The sequence below is a fragment of the Streptomyces typhae genome (genome assembly GCF_009755605.1).
GTDB classification, from domain to species: domain Bacteria; phylum Actinomycetota; class Actinomycetes; order Streptomycetales; family Streptomycetaceae; genus Streptomyces; species Streptomyces typhae.
In genome coordinates, this window is sequence record NZ_WPNZ01000001.1 from 19,692 (window position 1) to 35,481 (window position 15,790).

17 protein-coding genes are annotated in these 15,790 nt (G+C 71.9%); 7 read left to right on the plus strand and 10 right to left on the minus strand.

The window, feature by feature from the left end:
• Nucleotides 1–20: 20 nt before the first annotated feature.
• The 8 genes from GPA10_RS00085 to GPA10_RS00120 all read right to left on the minus strand — a co-directional run bounded on the left by GPA10_RS00085 (nt 21) and on the right by GPA10_RS00120 (nt 7,780).
• Nucleotides 21–947 carry a sigma-70 family RNA polymerase sigma factor gene (locus GPA10_RS00085; protein ID WP_157163746.1) on the minus strand — a complete coding sequence of 309 codons (927 nt, stop codon included), beginning with the start codon at nt 945–947 and terminating at the stop codon, nt 21–23.
• A 142-nt stretch (nt 948–1,089) separates the two neighbouring features.
• The gene (locus tag GPA10_RS00090; protein WP_157163747.1) at nt 1,090–1,779 is read right to left on the minus strand and encodes an HAD-IA family hydrolase; all 690 of its coding nucleotides are present in this window, start codon (nt 1,777–1,779) and stop codon (nt 1,090–1,092) included.
• The gene (locus GPA10_RS00095; RefSeq protein WP_157163748.1) at nt 1,776–2,690 is read right to left on the minus strand and encodes a hypothetical protein; all 915 of its coding nucleotides are present in this window, start codon (nt 2,688–2,690) and stop codon (nt 1,776–1,778) included. The genes GPA10_RS00090 and GPA10_RS00095 overlap by 4 nt, the downstream gene beginning before the upstream one ends.
• Before the next feature lie 260 nt (nt 2,691–2,950).
• A complete protein-coding gene (locus GPA10_RS41535) occupies nt 2,951–3,166 on the minus strand; it encodes a hypothetical protein (RefSeq protein ID WP_198351467.1) in 216 nt (71 codons plus the stop codon).
• 209 nt (nt 3,167–3,375) lie between these two features.
• Nucleotides 3,376–3,975 carry a dihydrofolate reductase family protein gene (locus tag GPA10_RS00105; protein WP_157163749.1) on the minus strand — a complete coding sequence of 200 codons (600 nt, stop codon included), beginning with the start codon at nt 3,973–3,975 and terminating at the stop codon, nt 3,376–3,378.
• Nucleotides 3,976–4,245: 270 nt separating this feature from the next.
• Nucleotides 4,246–4,845 carry a GNAT family N-acetyltransferase gene (locus tag GPA10_RS00110; protein ID WP_058849630.1) on the minus strand — a complete coding sequence of 200 codons (600 nt, stop codon included), beginning with the start codon at nt 4,843–4,845 and terminating at the stop codon, nt 4,246–4,248.
• Nucleotides 4,846–5,166: 321 nt separating this feature from the next.
• On the minus strand, nt 5,167–6,243 hold the full coding sequence (locus tag GPA10_RS00115; protein ID WP_157163751.1) for a family 2 encapsulin nanocompartment cargo protein polyprenyl transferase: 1,077 nt from the start codon (nt 6,241–6,243) through the stop codon (nt 5,167–5,169).
• A gap of 130 nt (nt 6,244–6,373) precedes the next feature.
• Nucleotides 6,374–7,780, minus strand: a complete 1,407-nt coding sequence (locus GPA10_RS00120) for a family 2B encapsulin nanocompartment shell protein (RefSeq protein ID WP_157163752.1) — start codon at nt 7,778–7,780, stop codon at nt 6,374–6,376.
• A 371-nt stretch (nt 7,781–8,151) separates the two neighbouring features.
• Here GPA10_RS00120 and GPA10_RS00125 point away from each other — a divergent pair, with 371 nt between their 5' ends.
• From GPA10_RS00125 to GPA10_RS00135, 3 genes are all read left to right on the plus strand, one after another.
• The gene (locus tag GPA10_RS00125; RefSeq protein ID WP_030560680.1) at nt 8,152–8,385 is read left to right on the plus strand and encodes a hypothetical protein; all 234 of its coding nucleotides are present in this window, start codon (nt 8,152–8,154) and stop codon (nt 8,383–8,385) included.
• Nucleotides 8,386–8,530: 145 nt separating this feature from the next.
• A complete protein-coding gene (locus tag GPA10_RS00130) occupies nt 8,531–9,121 on the plus strand; it encodes an N-acetylmuramoyl-L-alanine amidase (RefSeq protein ID WP_058849633.1) in 591 nt (196 codons plus the stop codon).
• Nucleotides 9,122–9,557: 436 nt separating this feature from the next.
• The gene (locus GPA10_RS00135) at nt 9,558–10,472 is read left to right on the plus strand and encodes a 1-aminocyclopropane-1-carboxylate deaminase/D-cysteine desulfhydrase (RefSeq protein WP_343040112.1); all 915 of its coding nucleotides are present in this window, start codon (nt 9,558–9,560) and stop codon (nt 10,470–10,472) included.
• Between the two features lie 35 nt (nt 10,473–10,507).
• On the opposite strand, the gene GPA10_RS00140 is transcribed toward GPA10_RS00135, so the two are convergent.
• On the minus strand, nt 10,508–12,106 hold the full coding sequence (locus tag GPA10_RS00140) for a Na+/H+ antiporter (RefSeq protein WP_157163753.1): 1,599 nt from the start codon (nt 12,104–12,106) through the stop codon (nt 10,508–10,510).
• A gap of 46 nt (nt 12,107–12,152) precedes the next feature.
• Between GPA10_RS00140 and GPA10_RS00145 the strand changes: the two genes are divergently transcribed.
• The 3 genes from GPA10_RS00145 (at nt 12,153) to GPA10_RS00155 (ending at nt 14,067) form a co-directional block, all read left to right on the plus strand.
• Nucleotides 12,153–12,413 carry a UBP-type zinc finger domain-containing protein gene (locus GPA10_RS00145; protein ID WP_157163754.1) on the plus strand — a complete coding sequence of 87 codons (261 nt, stop codon included), beginning with the start codon at nt 12,153–12,155 and terminating at the stop codon, nt 12,411–12,413.
• A gap of 245 nt (nt 12,414–12,658) precedes the next feature.
• A complete protein-coding gene (locus tag GPA10_RS00150) occupies nt 12,659–13,072 on the plus strand; it encodes an ATP-binding protein (protein WP_016639611.1) in 414 nt (137 codons plus the stop codon).
• A complete protein-coding gene (locus GPA10_RS00155) occupies nt 13,069–14,067 on the plus strand; it encodes an RNA polymerase sigma factor SigF (protein WP_058849637.1) in 999 nt (332 codons plus the stop codon). The genes GPA10_RS00150 and GPA10_RS00155 overlap by 4 nt, the downstream gene beginning before the upstream one ends.
• A 129-nt stretch (nt 14,068–14,196) precedes the next feature.
• Here the strand turns inward: GPA10_RS00155 and GPA10_RS00160 are convergent, their stop codons facing one another.
• Nucleotides 14,197–14,637: a hypothetical protein gene (locus GPA10_RS00160; protein WP_343040113.1), complete on the minus strand. Its 441-nt coding sequence runs from the start codon at nt 14,635–14,637 to the stop codon at nt 14,197–14,199.
• A gap of 101 nt (nt 14,638–14,738) precedes the next feature.
• Between GPA10_RS00160 and GPA10_RS00165 the strand changes: the two genes are divergently transcribed.
• The gene (locus GPA10_RS00165; protein WP_058849639.1) at nt 14,739–15,707 is read left to right on the plus strand and encodes a diacylglycerol/lipid kinase family protein; all 969 of its coding nucleotides are present in this window, start codon (nt 14,739–14,741) and stop codon (nt 15,705–15,707) included.
• Nucleotides 15,708–15,790: the final 83 nt, after the last annotated feature.

Genomic DNA, 15,790 nt, shown 5'->3' on the forward strand with positions numbered 1-15,790 from the left:
GGGCAGAGCGGGTGGCGTGGTCAGTCGGCGGCCGCGAGTTCCGCGATCGCCCTCGCGTCGAGCAGGGCCCGCAGCCGCTCCTGGTCGGCCAGGATGTTGATCTCGACGATCCGGCCGTCCCTGACGGTGAACTCCCCCACGGAGAAGGCCTGCCCGTCGTGCACGGCGATCTGGCCCACCCGGCCGTTGACCAGCGCCAGATAGGTGGTGGCCGCCAGCGTGGAGAACGAGCGCGCCCCCGCGACCACCTCCGGCGCGCCCCGTACGAACCGGGAGAGCCCCGAGACGTCGCCGCCGTCGGCCCGCAGCACCACGTCCGGGTCGAGCAGTTCGAGCAGCGCGTCGAAGTCGCCGCCGCGGGCCGCCGCGAGGAACGCCTCGACGACCTCGCGGTGGCGCGTACGGTCGGGCCCCGGCTCCGGGGCCGCGACGCGCACCCTGCGGCGGGCCCGGCTCGCCAGCTGGCGGGTCGCGGCCGGGGCCCGCTCGACGATGGGCGCGATGTCGTCGAACGGCACCGCGAACATGTCGTGCAGCACGAACGCGAGGCGTTCCGCGGGGCTCAGCGTGTCCAGGACGACGAGGAGCGCGAGCCCCACCGAGTCCGAGAGCAGCGCCTCCTGTTCGGGGTCGACGGCCTCACCGCCGCCCGGCAGCGGGCTGATCTGCGGGTCCGGCACGTGGGTGGCGGGTGCCTCGGTGTCCAGGGGCTGCTCACCGCGCTGCTTGCGCGACCTCAGCAGATCCAGGCAGACCCGGCCGACGACCGTGGTGAGCCAGCCGCCGAGGTTCTCCACCCGCTCGTCGTCGGTGCGGCTGAGCTTCAGCCAGGTCTCCTGCACGGCGTCCTCGGCCTCGCTGAGGGACCCGAGCATGCGGTAGGCGACGGCCTTCAGACGGGGCCTGTGCTCCTCGAACCGCGTCGCCAGAAGCTCTCCTGCGTTCATACGTCACATTCCTCCGTCGCGATCCGTCATAGCAATGACGCATCCGCAACCTATCCGTGTGACAGGGAGACTCCGCCGTGGACCCCAGCAGGAAGCGCCCCGACGCCGTACGGCCGTGCGACTCGGGGTGGGGGCGTGCCGTTCAGTCGAGCAGCGTGCCGAGGGCCGACCGCAGATCGTCCGGTTCCCGGTACCGAAGACCCGTCATGCCGAGGGCGACGGCCGCGGCCACGTTCTCCTCGCGGTCGTCCACGAACAGGCAGCGGGTGATGTCCGCACCCACGCGGGCGGCAGCTGTCTCGTAGATACGAGGGTCCGGCTTCACGACGCCGAGCACCGCGCTGGAGACCACGTCGTCCACGACCCGGTCCAGGCCGAGGAGCGCCAGGTCCTCGTCGAGCCAGGGCGTGGCGTTGGTGACGATCGACACCGGTATGTGCGTGCGGGCGCGGCGCAGCAGGCCGACGACCGTCTGGTCGGCTCGGAACTTCGAGTCGGCGAGCGCGTCGCCGAGTTCGCGCCCGTGCGCCGGGGTGAGTCCGTGCTCGCGCGTCAGCCCGGCGGCGATCGACTCGATCCACTCCGTCCTGCCGATGCGTCCGAGCATCAGGGGCAGGTCGGTCTCGGGGGCGAAGGCGATCGCCGCGGTGGCGCCGCCGGGCAGGCCGGCGGCGCGTTCGAGCTCGGTGAGGTCCGCCATGTCGTAGAAGCGGATGACGCCGTCGAGGTCGGTGAGGACGGCGTCGAAGGGGTGCCGTGCCCTGTCGCGCCGTCCTGCGCTGCTCCTCGCCACCGCCCCGCCGCCGTCGCCGTCGCCGTCGTTCTGGTTCATCTCTCCCCTTCGAGCACGTCGCGCACGGTCGCCCGTACCCGTTCCTGGTCGGCGCGCACCGCCTCGTACGCGGGCCGGTGCCGGTCGATGTCGCGGCGCTGCAGTTGCGCGGTGACGCTCCACCACACGCCCGCGGTGTTGTGCTCGCGCTTGCACTCGATGTCGGCGACGGCCGTGTCCCGTTCGCGTCGTGTGCGCCGGGTGTCGCCGTCGTCGCCCCTGCCCCACGCCTTGTCCCTGGAGGCGGCCTCCGGGCTCGCGTACCGCTTGAAGCCCTTGTCGGCGAGGCAGTCGGCCCAGGTGTCCAGAGCGTGCCGCATGCGCGCGTCCTCGGCGACCGCCTCGGCCACGGCCGCGCCGCGGTCGCCGACGTACGTCGACATGCGGGTCTCGTTCCTGACGTCCGCCTGCACGCGTCGTGAGCCGTCCTGTTCGCAGCCGCCCTCGGGTGTGCCGCGCCCGCCGAAGCCGTTCAGTGCCGCGTGCTCCTTCTGAGTGACCAGGCGCCCTTTGGGGGCGTGCGCCTTGTGGAACCTGTCGAACGCGTCACGGTCGAGGCCATAGCCCCTTTTGCGTGCCCCTTCGAGGTCCAGGGAGCCGTACAGAGTCGTCATCGTGACCACGGCGTGCTGGGTGACGGCCAACGGCTCGAGCCTCTGCTCGTGCCACTGCCGTGGGAAGTCGGGGAAGCCGTGGGATCTCATGCACCGCTGGGTGAGGCGGGCTGCCGCCTGCTCCTCACGGGCGAAGTCACGGCTGCTGAACTCGTACCGGTCGAAAGGGAGCGGCGGCATGTCCTTGTCGTCGTCGACCTCGGGCACCCCGGAGCCGTGCGCCGCGTCCGCGCCACGGCCCCTGCCGTCCTGCTCGGCCGCGCACCCCACGCATCCCAGGAGCGCCGCCACGGTCACGGCCACTCCCGCGGCCGCCCGCCGCGCCTCGTGGGCGCACCGGGTCCCGCATGCCCTCCGGGCCCCTCGCGCGCCCGCAGCCCCCCGCTTCGGCTCCATGCTCAGGACCCTATCCGCACCCACTGACAGGCGGCAGGCGCCGCCCTCCGCCGTCGCCCGGGGCGCCTCCCCCGTCGCCCGGGGCGCGCACGTGCCGCCGGCCCGCAGCGCTCACGTCGTGCCGTCGCCGGCGGCTCACGCGCCGTCGCCCGACGCGGGCATCACCCGAGTGGCGGCTTCCGTCCGGCGTCCTGGCCGGTGTCCACGAGGGGCGTGGACTTCGGGTCGTCGGCGGGTTCGGCGCCCGTACCGGCCCTGATGTCCGGCGCGGCGGGCTTCGGCCCGGGCTTGAGGTCGCGCCGGGTCAGATGCCCGCGCTTGTGCTTGCTCTTGTAGCCGCGGGCCGCCCGCGCCTTCTCCTGCGGCTCGTCGACCACACACGCTTCGCACTCGGGGTTTCGGCAAGGGCCGGGGGCCCACACCGGGACGTACGCCCCGAGCACCTTGCGTCGTTTGATGGCCGTACCGACTGGCCGTCCGCAGTGCGTACACACCGGTTCGCTCTGCGGACGGGGGCCGGACCGGCGTCCGTCGCTGCCCATGGCCTCAGGATATGGCGGTTCCCCGAGGCCGGACAGTGCAGCGGTCAGCTCTGCGCGCGCTTGCGGGAGTACGTACGGACGACGACGCCGTTGCCGAAGACCCGGGAGGAGGTCAGCTCGAACTCGCCGACCGCGGACTCCACGCCCTCGAACATCGGCATGCCCGAGCCGAGCAGCACCGGGTAGGTCTTCAGGACGAGCTCGTCGACCTCGCCGATCAGCTGGCCCGCGACGCGCGCGCCGCCGCAGAGCCAGATGCCGAGTTCGCCGTCCTCGGCCTTGAGCGCACGGACCTTGCCGACGAGGTCGTCGGCGATGATCTCGACGTTCGGGTCGGGCGACGTACCGAGGCTGCGCGAGGCGACGTACTCCCGCAGGTGGCCGTACGGGCTCGGCATGTTCTCGTCCAGGCCGAGCTGATAGCTGCCCATGCCCTGGACGACGGTGTCGAACTTCTGGTTCGCCACGCCGTCGCCGAAGCCGAGGAAACGGCGGCCGGCGGCAGAGACCGTCTCCGGATACTCCGTCTTGAGGAACTCCAGGAACTCCTCGTCCACGAACGGCATGAAGGAGTTGGCGTCCCCGCTCGGGTCGCCGATGAACCCGTCGATGGAGACGGCGACGAAGTAGGTGAGCTTTCGCAAGCTGAATCTCTTTCCGCAGGTGACAAAGGCCTGACTACTTCAGTCATAGTGGTACAGGTGCAGTGGTTTGGCAACCCCTCCGGGTCTGGTTCTTCGGGTCTGGTTCTTCTGGTCCGGTTCTTCGGTCCCGGTTCTTCGGGGCTGGCTCTTCGGGCTGGCTCTTCGGAGTCGGTTCTCCGGTCGGCACTCCGGTCGGCTCTCGGGGCCGGTGCGAAGAAAACGGCCCCGAAACCGGATCCTCCGGTCCCGGGGCCGCCGGGGCCCTGGCGCTCACTCCGCCCGCGGTTCCCGCCACATCGGCCACATCCGCGGCCCCTCCGGCAGGTCGAGCGCGCTGCCGATATCGGCGAACCCGAGCCGCAGATACAGCTCTCTGCTGCGCGCGCTGCTCGCCTCCAGGTAGGCATGCAGGCCCTCCCGGTCGCACCGTTCGAGCACCGAGGCCACGAGCGCCGAACCCAGGCCCTGCCCCTGTCGCTCCGGCTTCACGGCGATCATGTGCAGATACTGGTGCGGGCGGTCGGCCGGATGGATCTCCGACGTCAACTGGCCGATCACCTCGATCCGTTCGTTGTCCGGGTCGACGGCGCTCCGCAGCAGCGCGGGCCCCTCCTCACCGTCCTCGTGCGCGGCACCGGCGGGCACCGACCACCACAGCGCGGCGGCCGAGCCGTCCTCCGCGACGTCCACATGGCCCTCCGCGAACGCGAGGTCGAGGAAGGCGCCCATCAGCGCGCCGTGCCGGTCGCGCCGCCGCTCCTCGTCCGGGAACAGCCAACTGCTCACCGGGTCCCGCATGAACGCCTCGTCGAGCAGCCGGATCACGTCCGCCCGGTCGCTCTCGTCGGCTCTCCGGATCGCCACACCCACGACTTCTCCCCTTCGCCCGGCGGTCCGCAACTCCCGCCCCAGCTCTGCCGCTTGCAGCCTAAGTGACCGCGCCGGGCGCGACGACGGGCCCCGCACCTCCGGTTTCCGGCCGTGGCACGAGGCCCGTCGTCCCGTCGCGAGGCGCCCTGCGGGGGGGGCGCGGCGCTGCCGGGCGGCAGTGCGGCGGCCCACCCTCCGGACGCCTCGTAACCGCCCGGCGGGGCGCCCCCTCACACGCCCCGCCGGGACTTCCTCAACCCGTCACCACGGCCTCGAAGTCACTACGGCGTCGGCATCGCACCGATGTCGGTACGGCCTTTGTCAGTACGGCCTCCGCGTCACGTACTCCGCGAGCGCCAGGAGGCCGCCCGCCCGCTCGGGGTCGGGCACCGCGCGGGCGAGGTCCCCGAGCGCCCGGGACATCCGGTCCGCGGCGTGCGACTGCGCCCAGTCCCTGCCACCGGCCCGCTCCACGGCCTGCGCCACCAGCTCCGGATCGCCCACGGCTGTCAGCCGTCCCCGGCCGTACAGACCGGCGAGCGCCGCGCCCTCCGGTGTCCCGGAGGCCAGCGCGGCGACCACCGGGAGCGACTTCTTGCGCACGGCGAGGTCCGTGCGCGCGGGCCTGCCCGTCCGCGCGGGGTCTCCCCAGATGCCGATCACGTCGTCGATGAGCTGGAAGGCGAGGCCGGCCTGACGGCCGAAGCCGTCGAGGGCCGCGGCCGTCTCGGCCCCCGCCCCCGCGTACACCGCGCCGATCGCGCAGGCGCAGCCGAGCAGCGCGCCCGTCCTGGCCTCGACCATGCCGAGGCACTCCTCCAGGGAGACCTCCTGGGGCGCCCGGCCCTCCAGGTCGCAGTCCGTGCGCTGTCCCGCGCAGAGTTCGACGACGCAGGCGGCCAGGCGGGCGGCCGCCGCCGGGGCCCCGGGGTGCGGGTCCTCGGCGAGCAGTCGCTGCGCCAGCGCCTGCAGGGCGTCACCGGCGAGGATCGCGTCGGTGTCGCCGAACACCGTCCAGGCGGTGGGGCGGTGCCGACGCGTGGTGTCGCGGTCCATGACGTCGTCGTGCAGCAGGGTGAAGTTGTGCGTCAGCTCCACGGCCGTGGCGGCCCTGATCGCGCTCAGCGGGTCGCCGCCGAGGGCCCGCACCGCGGTCAGTACGAGGGCCGGCCTGACGGCCTTGCCCGCGTTACCGGCCGCGGGCGTCCCGTCGGCGTGCTCCCAGCCGAAGTGGTACAGCGCGATCCGGCGCAGGGAACCCGGCAGCGAGTCGACCGCCGCGCGCAGCTCCGGGTCGACGCGCAGCCGCGCCGACGCCAGGATCTCGGCGGCCTCGTGCTCGTCCGCCGGTCCCCGGGGCCGGGGCGCGCGTTCCCTCATGTCCGTGGTGTCCGTCATGGACTTCCTCCGGCGGGAGGGCGGACGGTGGCGGTTCCTGGGCCTGTGGGCGCGTACGCCGGGGGTCTACCCGCCTCGGCGTACGCGGACACGGACAGCGCTCGGCCGCCCGTGGAGGCGAGGCCTCGCCTCACCTCCACCTGCCGATCTCGACGTTCTCCAGAATGCCGAGGGCGTCCGGCACCAGGACGGCCGCCGAGTAGTACGTCGACACCAGGTAGGAGATGATCGCCTGCTCGCTGATGCCCATGAAGCGCACCGACAGGCTCGGCTCGATCTCGTCCGGGATGCCCGCCTGGTGCAGTCCGACGACGCCCTGTTCGTCCTCGCCCGTACGCATGCAGATGATCGAGGTGGTCCGCTCCTCGGTCACCGGGATCTTGTCGCACGGGAAGATGGGCACCCCTCGCCAGGTGGGGATGCGGGTGCCGGACACGTCGACGCTGTCGGGCACGAGGCCGCGCTTGTTGCACTCGCGTCCGAACGCGGCGATCGCGCGCGGGTGGGCGAGGAAGAGCTTCGAACCGCGCCGGCGGCTGAGCAGCTCGTCCAGGTCGTCGGGGCTCGGCACGCCCTCGTGCGGCTGGATCCGCTGGTCGTACTCGCAGTTGCTGAGAAGTCCGAACTCGCGGTTGTTGATCAGCTCGTCCTCCTGGCGCTCCTTCAACGCCTCCACGGTGAGCCGCAACTGGTGCTCGGTCTGGTTCATCGGCTGGTTGTAGAGGTCGGCCACGCGCGTGTGGATGCGCAGTACGGTCTGGGCGACGCTCAGTTCGTACTCGCGTGGCCGTGCTTCGTAGTCCACGTACGTACCCGGAAGGACCGCTTCCCCCACGTGGCCCGCGGAGAGGTCGATGGCCGCTTCTCCATAGGCGTTGGTGCGCTGGGCGGGGATGGACCGCAGCCGTTCGAGGTGCGCCCGCAGCGGCTCGGAGCGCTCCGCGACCTGCTCCAGGTCCTGGCGCGGGAGGGTGAGGACCGTGCAGGCCGTGACCGCGCGCACCGAGTACTCCCAGATGGCTTCCGGGTCGATGAGGGACTGCTCGCCGAAGTAGGCTCCGTCGGCGAGGGTCGCTAGGACGGAGTCCTCGCCGTAGGGGCCGGTGCCGACCTTCTCCGCGCGGCCGTGGGCGAGCAGGAACACCTCGTCCGCCCGGTTGCCGAACGACGTGAGGATCGCGCCGGGCTCGAACTCGCGCTGCTGGCAACGGCGCGCGAGCTCGGTGAGGGCCTCCTGGTCCTCGAAGTCCCGCAGCACCGGAAGTTCACCCAGCTCGGCCGGGATCACCTCGACGCGGTCCCCGGTCTTGACGAACGTGACACGGCCGTCGCCCACCGCGTAACTCGTCCTGCGGTTCACCCGATACGTACCACCCTGCACCTGCACCCAGGGCAGCATGCGCAGCAGCCAGCGGGAGCTGATCTCCTGCATCTGCGGCGCGGACTTGGTGGTGGTGGCCAGATTCCGCGCGGCGGGTGTGCCGAGACTCTGCTGCGGCCTGTCCGGCTCCGTACGGATCTCTTCGCCTACCGACATGGTGAATGCCCTCCCGATACCTGCGCTGACCTGCGCCTGCAACCCTTTCAGCACGGTCAGTGCGGGCGCCATCACACAAACGAGCGGGAATGGATCGGCGAAGGACCGGGCAGGTCGGCGCCTGCCAGGCCGGGCCTTTCGTACGTTCGTCCGAGAAACCCCAGCTGAGAGCACTGTGTGACACCGGAGGCGCGATACCGGCCGCGGGGCCGGGGATTTCCGGCCAACCCCCGTGTGCGGGCCGACCGGCTGACGCGGCCCCGGACCGGGTACGGCGGCGGGGCGGAGGGGAACTGCAAGATCCGGGCGCTCGTTCAACGGGACAAGCGCAGCGAAAGCACCATCGGCACCACATCGTCAGGAGAAGCGACATGGCAGGCTTCCTGGACCGCGCCAGAGAACAGGTGCAGCAGGGTCTCAACCAGGGCAAGCAGAAGCTCGACGACGTACAGGCGCAGCGCGCCGGAAACGACCTGCTCAAGCAGCTCGGCGCCGCCTACTACGCGGAGCGGCGCGGCAGCGGCACCCCCGACGCCACCCAGCAGGCACTCTCCGCCCTGGAGGCACATGTCGCGACCCACGGAGACGGCTTCCTGCGCGCCTGACGCCGCCTCGCCGACCAGCCCCTTCGGTTGACCGGATCGGCTCGCACGGTGCCCGAACGGAGGGTTCGGGCACCGGCAGTTCCGGTAAGAGCTGCGTACGAGGCGGCCGCGACGGGCGACCGTCGCGCCCGCAAAGGAGACGGTCATGGCCCCACCCATGTCCGCGAACGCGTTCCTGGACGCTCTGAAGGACGAGGGCGTCACGGTCGTCGAGGTCGGCGACTGGCGTGAGCACAACCGCAATCACGTGGGCCCCTGGGGACAGGTGCACGGCGTGATGATCCACCACACGGTCACCTCGGGGTCCGAGCGGACGGTGCGCCTGTGTCGCGACGGCCACCCCTCGCTCCCCGGCCCGCTCTGTCACGGCGTCATCACCAAGGACGGCCGCGTGCACCTCGTCGGCTACGGCCGCGCGAACCACGCGGGGCTCGGCGACGACGACGTCCTGCGCGCCGTCATCGCGGAGAAGGCCCTGCCTCCGGACAACGAGGCCAACACCGACGGCAACCGCCACTTCTACGGCTTCGAGTGCGAGAACATGGGCGACGGCGAGGATCCCTGGCCCGACGTGCAGCTGGACGCCATCGAAAGAGTCTCGGCCGCCGTCTGCCGCCACCACGGCTGGACGGCCCGCTCGGTCATCGGCCACCTGGAGTGGCAGCCGGGCAAGATCGACCCCAAGGGGTTCACCATGGACGAGATGCGGGACCGCGTCCATGAGCGGCTGAAGTGAGCGGCTGAAGTGAGCGGCAGCCGACCGGGACAGACAGCCGACCGGAGCGGCAGGCCGCCGACCAGGGCGGCAAGCGGCTGACCGGAGCAGCAGGCCGCCGACCGGGACGGCAAGCGGCTGACCGGAGCAGCAGGCCGCCGACCGGGACGGCAAGCGGCTGACCGGAGCAGCAGGCCGCCGACCGGGACGGCAAGCGGCTGACCGGAGCAGCAGGCTGCCGACCGGGACGGCAAGCGGCTGACCGGAGCAGCAGGCCGCCGACCGGGACGGCAAGCGGCTGACCGGAGCAGCAGGCTGCCGACTGAGGCGGCCATCGGCAAGCGGCAATCGGCCGGCGGCTGACCCCGACGAGCGGCTGACTCGACGAGCGCCGAGCGACGAGCGGCCGAAGTGGCGGCGGCACACCGCTGAGGAGGGTGCGAGGGACAATGGCGGGGTGTCCTCCACCCCGCCCGCGTCCGGGCTGCGGCCCCGGCTCCCCACTCCGCTGCAAACGGTCACGGACCCCCGCTTCGAGGCCCGCGGCCTGCGCCTGCTGCTCAAGCGCGACGACCGGATACACCCCGACCTGCCCGGCAACAAGTACCGCAAGCTCGTCCTCAACCTGGAGCGGGCCCGTGCGGAAGGCCACCACACCCTGCTGACCTTCGGCGGCGCCTACTCCAACCATCTGCGGGCCACCGCGGCCGCGGGCCGTCTCCTGGGATTCGGCACGGTCGGGGTGGTCCGCGGCGACGAGCTGGCCGACAGGCCCCGCAACGCGTCCCTGGCCCGGTGCGAGGCGGACGGCATGCGGCTGCACTTCGTCGGCAGATCGGCATACCGCCAGAAGGGCGACCCGGAGGTGCTGGCCGCGCTCCGGCGGCGGACGGCCACCGAGGACGCGTACGTCATCCCCGAAGGGGGCAGCAACTCGCTCGCCGTCCAGGGGTGCACGGCCCTCGGCGCGGAGCTGCGCGGCCACACGGACGTCGCGGCCGTCGCCTGTGGCACCGGCGGCACCCTCGCGGGCCTGGCGGCAGGCCTCGGCCCCGGGCAGCGCGCGCTCGGCGTTCCCGTGCTCAAGGGCGGCTTCCTGGGCTCGGAGACGGCGGCCCTGCAGCGCGCGGCGTTCGGCGCCCCCGGGACCAACTGGACCCTGGACGACCGCTTCCACTGCGGCGGCTACGCCCGCGCCACCACGGAACTCACCGCCTTCGCGGACGACTTCGAGGACCGGCACGGCCTTCCGGTGGAGCGGATCTACGTCGCCAAGCTCCTGTACGCGCTGACCGCGCTCTCCGAAGAGGGCGCTTTCGCCCCGGGGACCAGGATCACGGCCGTCGTCACGGGCACTCCGCCGACCGCGTGAACCACCTCGGTCCGCCGGCAGGAGCCCGGCCGGCCTCAGTCCTCCACCTCCCGGTGGGCCGCCGCCTCCTCCAGGTCCAGCTTCCGCAGCAGCGTCCGCAGCATCTCGTCGTCGATGCGCCGCTCGTCCCGCATGCGTACGAACACCTCGCGCTCGGCGGCGATGGCCTCGCGCGCGAGCCTGCGGTAGGTGGCGTCCGCGGTCTCCCCCGTCACCGGGTTGGGCTGGCCGAGGCGCTCCCACACCGCGTTGCGGCGCCGTTCGAGAACGGTGTCCAGACGGTCCTGGAGGGGCCCTGGGAGGCTGTTGCGCTCGTCCTCCATCAGCTCCCGCAGCCGGGCCTCCGCGGCCTGTGAGGCGGCGTTCTGGGCCTGCGCCTCGGCCAGCGTCTGCTCCCGGGCGTCCCGGCCCGGCAGCTTCAGGACACCGATCAGCCACGGCAGCGACAGGCCCTGCACCACCAGCGTCCCGATGACCGTGGTGAAGGTCAGGAAGAGCACGAGGTTGCGCGCGGGAAACGGCTCTCCGTGCTCCGTCACCAGCGGGATCGAGAACGCGATCGCCAGCGACACCACACCGCGCATCCCGGCCCAGCTCACGACCAGCGGCCGCCGCCAGTCCAGGTCGCCCTCGCGAGACCGGATCCGCGCAGAGATCGCGCGCGGGAGGTACGTCGCGGGGTACGACCACACGAAGCGCACCAGCACGACGCACACGAACACCGCGACCGCGTACCAGACCGCCTGTCCCACGCTGTACTCACCGAGCTCCCCGAGCACCACCGGCAGCTGGAGGCCGATGAGCGCGAACACCGCCGACTCCAGGAGGAACCCCACGACCTTCCACACCGCGGCCTCCTGGAGCCGCGTCTCGAAGTCGACCTGCCAGGAACGGTGCCCCAAGTAGAGGGCCACCACGACCACGGCGAGCACTCCGGATGCGTGCACCTGCTCGGCGGCCGCGTACGCGACGAAGGGGATCAGGAGCGACAGGGTGTTCTGCAGCAGCGCCTCCTTCAGGTGGGTGCGCAGCCAGTGGAGGGGCACCATCAGGAGAAGTCCCACCCCGACCCCGCCCACCGCCGCCACGAGGAACTCCTCGATGCCGCCGGCCCAGCTCGCGCCCTCCCCGACGGCCGCCGCGAGCGCCACCTTGTAGGCGGTGATCGCCGTCGCGTCGTTCACCAGGGACTCGCCCTGGAGGATCGTCGTGATGCGGGAGGGCAGCCCCACGCGGCGCGCGATGGCGGTCGCCGCGACGGCGTCCGGCGGCGCGATCACCGCCCCGAGGACGAGCGCCGCGGTCAGCGGAAGATCCGGGATCAGCAGATAGGCGAGCCACCCGACCACCAGGGTTGCGAACAGAACGTAACCGACCGACAGGAGCGCGACGGGCCGGACATTGGCCCGCAGGTCCAGATACGAGCTCTCCAGGGCGGCCGTGTGCAGCAGCGGCGGCAAGATCAGCGGCAGCACCACGTGCGGGTCGAGGTGGTAGTCCGGCACCCCCGGCACGTACGCCGCGAGCAGTCCGGCACCGACCAGAAGCAGGGGTGCGGGCACCGGGGTGCGCCGCGCGGCACCGGCGACCGCGGCGCTCGCGGCGATCAGTGCCACCAGGGGCAGTACGTCCATCGGCCAGGCCCTCCGCCGTCCGCTCTCCCGTCGTAACCTGGCCATCATGAACGAGTGCTCGCACGTCAGCGCGCTGCCCCACCCCGAACCGGCCCCCTTGAGCGAAACGTGCCCGGAGTGCCTCGCGGCCGGCAGCCACCCCGTGCAGCTGCGGCTGTGCCTCAGCTGCGGGCACGTCGGCTGCTGCGACTCCTCACCCTTCCGGCACGCGACCGCGCACTACGAGGAGACGGGGCATCCGGTGATGCGCACCTTCGAACCGGGCGAGGACTGGCGCTGGTGTTTTGTCGACGGTTCGATCGTCTAAGGCCTGGGTACGTCAACCCGACGCTCGTTCTTTCCAATTGGGCCCGCAAAACCCCTAGCCACTGTCCGTACCCGTAGGCTTACTATGAGTGACAGCAACGGGGCGGGGTCCCCGGGACACGGAACTGAGCAGCGCGGTAGCGTCACCGCTTGAAAACGTGGGGCGTCACCCGTGTGACCCAGTCCGGACCACCGTGACACGGCGGCCGGAGCCCCGAAAGTGCTTGTACCACCTTGGAGGTGAGGGTGTCCCAGATCGCAGGCGAGCCCGGGAATCAGGACTTCGTGGAGGTCCGCCTCCCGGCTGCGGGTGCCTACCTGTCGGTGCTGCGTACGGCCACGGCCGGCCTCGCGGCGCGCTTGGACTTCACCCTGGACGAGATCGAGGACCTCCGCATCGCTGTCGACGAGGCCTGCGCGATCCTGCTCCAGCAGGCCGTGCCCGGCTCGGTGCTCAGCTGCGTCTTCCGGCTTGTGGACGACTCGCTGGAGGTGACGGTGTCGGCACCCACCACGGACGGGCGTGCCCCGGAGCGCGACACCTTCGCCTGGACCGTCCTGTCAGCCCTCGCGGGCAAGGTCGACTCCTCGGTAGCCGACGACAAGACCGTTTCGATCAGCCTCTACAAACAGCGCGGCGCGGGACCCGGGCCGGCGTGAGGAACGGGGACGGGCCGGTGCGGGACGACGAGCGCGGCACACGTGACACACACGGTCTGCCCGCCCGCGGCAGGGGCGGCACGCGTCCGGCCACCGGGCGCGGTCCGATGCAGCCGGGGCCTGCCGCCCCGGGCGGCATCCCCGAGCAGCAGGCGAGGCCGCACCCACAGGATCCGGAGCAGCCGGGTCCACCGACGGGCGGGACGATGAGCGAGCACGAGCAGCACAGCCGGCACGATCCACGGGACCGCAGCGGCGCGCGAGCGATGTTCGTGAAACTGCGCTCGCTGGATGACGGCAGCCCGGAGTACGCGGAGCTGCGCAATCAGCTCGTCCGCATGCATCTGCCGCTCGTGGAGCACCTGGCGCGCCGCTTCCGCAACAGAGGGGAGCCGCTGGACGACCTCACCCAGGTCGCCACCATCGGCCTGATCAAGTCGGTGGACCGCTTCGACCCGGACCGCGGCGTGGAGTTCTCCACGTACGCCACCCCGACGGTCGTCGGCGAGATCAAGCGTCACTTCCGTGACAAGGGCTGGGCGGTGCGGGTGCCGCGGCGCCTTCAGGAGCTGCGCCTGGCCCTGACCACGGCGACGGCCGAACTGTCGCAGCTGCACGGCCGCTCTCCCACGGTGCACGAGCTGGCGGAGAAACTGGCGATCTCCGAAGAGGAGGTCCTGGAAGGCCTGGAGTCGGCCAACGCCTACTCCACGCTGTCGCTCGACGTCCCGGACACGGACGACGAGTCGCCGGCGGTCGCGGACACCCTCGGCGCCGAGGACGAGGCCCTGGAGGGCGTCGAGTACCGCGAGTCCCTCAAACCGCTCCTGGAGGACCTGCCGCCGCGCGAGAAGCGCATCCTGCTGCTGCGGTTCTTCGGGAACATGACGCAGTCGCAGATCGCGCAGGAAGTCGGCATCTCCCAGATGCACGTGTCACGACTGCTGGCCCGCACGCTCGCGCAGCTGCGCGAGAAGCTCCTCGTGGAGGAGTGAGCGGCTCCTGTGCGGGCTGTCGCCGTGCGCGACGGCGCTGGGCAGCACGCCCACGGCGCTGCGCGGCACGCAGAGCGCTCCGAGGGCGGCGAGGTCTTCCTCGCCGCCCTCAGCCGTGCGTCACCGCTCTCAGCCGCGAGCCCCGGGGCCGGTGATGCCGAGTGCCTCGGTCGTGGCGGGGTTGACCAGCAGGACGAGCGTGGCGACCGCGACCGCGGCGAGCGCGACGCCGCCGGGGATCAGCGCACTGTCCGCCTGGAGCAGCTGCCAGGCCACGGGCAGCGCCATGATCTGCGTGATGATGGCCGGTCCCCGCGCCCAGCGGCGCAGCCGGAGGAGGCCGCGGGCGGCGATCAGCGGCAGAAGTGCGAGGACGAGCAGCGTGACACCGCCCGTCGTCGCCTGCCGCGGGTTGTCGGGGTCACCGGCGAGGCCCATCACGAGCATGTAGGCACCGCCGACGACGAGGGCGAGGCCCTCCAGCGCGGCGAGCGCCGCGGCGGCCGTGAGGCGCCCGGGGCGGGGGCCCGACGCGGGGGCTTCTGGGGTGGTCTTCGGCTCAGTGCTCACGCATCGAGGGTAGCCCCGGGCGCCCGGAGCCCAGCACCTCGGTGGGTCCGCGCAAGACCTCGGTCTGGGCCAGGTACGGACCGCTGGGTAGTCTGCTGCGCATGCGTGCACTTCTCGTGGTCAACCCGGCGGCTACTACTACCAGTGCGCGCACCCGTGACGTACTGATCCACGCTCTCGCGAGCGAGATGAAGCTGGAAGCGGTCACCACGGAGTACCGCGGTCACGCCCGCGACCTCGGCCGGCAGGCCGCGGAGAGCAAGGACATCGAGCTGGTCGTGGCCCTCGGCGGCGACGGCACCGTCAACGAGGTCGTCAACGGTCTGCTGCACGATGGACCCTCTCCGGAGAACCTGCCCCGCCTGGCCGTCGTCCCCGGGGGGTCGACCAATGTGTTCGCCCGCGCCCTCGGGCTGCCGAACGACGCCGTCGAGGCGACCGGTGCCATCCTGGACGCGCTGCGTGAGGGAAGCGGACGGACAGTGAGCCTCGGCCGGGTCTCCGGCACGCCGGGCACGGAGGACGAGGCGGTGCCGCCGCGCTGGTTCACCTTCGCGGCGGGGCTGGGATTCGACGCCGGAGTGGTCGGCCGGGTCGAGCAGCACCGGGAGCGCGGCGCCCGCTCGACGCACGCCCTCTACGTGCGCCAGGTGGTACGCCAGTTCCTCGGTGAGAGCGACCGCCGCCACGGTTCGATCACGCTGGAGCGGGCCGGCGAGGAGCCGGTCACCGACCTCGTGATGTCCATAGTCTGCAACACCTCCCCCTGGTCCTACCTGGGCAATCGTCCGTTGTACGCGTCTCCGAAGGCGTCCTTCGACACGGGTCTGGACGTGCTCGGCCTCAAGCGGCTCTCGACGGCTTCGGTGGCCCGGTACGGCACCCAGCTGCTGCGCTCGACGCCCGAGCGGGGGCCGCACGGAAAGAACGCGGTCTCGCTGCACGACCTGACGGACTTCACCTTGCATTCCAAGGCGCCCTTGCCCCTTCAGATGGACGGCGACCACCTGGGGCTGCGCACGAGCGTGACGTTCACAGGCGTACGCCGTGCACTGCGTGTGATTGTGTGAGTGGAAGGGCCCAAAGTCCTTCCACTCGAACGTTTAGGCCAGGCTCCACCCCATGGAAGTACGGCTGTGACTCAGTCGACACC

What these genes read in the sequence shown, in the direction of transcription:
- GPA10_RS00125 (WP_030560680.1), top strand. Translation starts at nt 8,152, where the DNA reads ATGGCAGGCTTCCTGGACCGCGCCAGAGAACAGGTGCAGCAGGGTCTC.
- GPA10_RS00085 (WP_157163746.1), bottom strand. Translation starts at nt 947, where the DNA reads ATGAACGCAGGAGAGCTTCTGGCGACGCGGTTCGAGGAGCACAGGCCC.
- GPA10_RS00165 (WP_058849639.1), top strand. Translation starts at nt 14,739, where the DNA reads ATGCGTGCACTTCTCGTGGTCAACCCGGCGGCTACTACTACCAGTGCG.
- GPA10_RS00090 (WP_157163747.1), bottom strand. Translation starts at nt 1,779, where the DNA reads ATGAACCAGAACGACGGCGACGGCGACGGCGGCGGGGCGGTGGCGAGG.
- GPA10_RS00140 (WP_157163753.1), bottom strand. Translation starts at nt 12,106, where the DNA reads ATGGACGTACTGCCCCTGGTGGCACTGATCGCCGCGAGCGCCGCGGTC.
- GPA10_RS00115 (WP_157163751.1), bottom strand. Translation starts at nt 6,243, where the DNA reads ATGACGGACACCACGGACATGAGGGAACGCGCGCCCCGGCCCCGGGGA.
- GPA10_RS00120 (WP_157163752.1), bottom strand. Translation starts at nt 7,780, where the DNA reads ATGTCGGTAGGCGAAGAGATCCGTACGGAGCCGGACAGGCCGCAGCAG.
- GPA10_RS00145 (WP_157163754.1), top strand. Translation starts at nt 12,153, where the DNA reads ATGAACGAGTGCTCGCACGTCAGCGCGCTGCCCCACCCCGAACCGGCC.
- GPA10_RS00130 (WP_058849633.1), top strand. Translation starts at nt 8,531, where the DNA reads ATGGCCCCACCCATGTCCGCGAACGCGTTCCTGGACGCTCTGAAGGAC.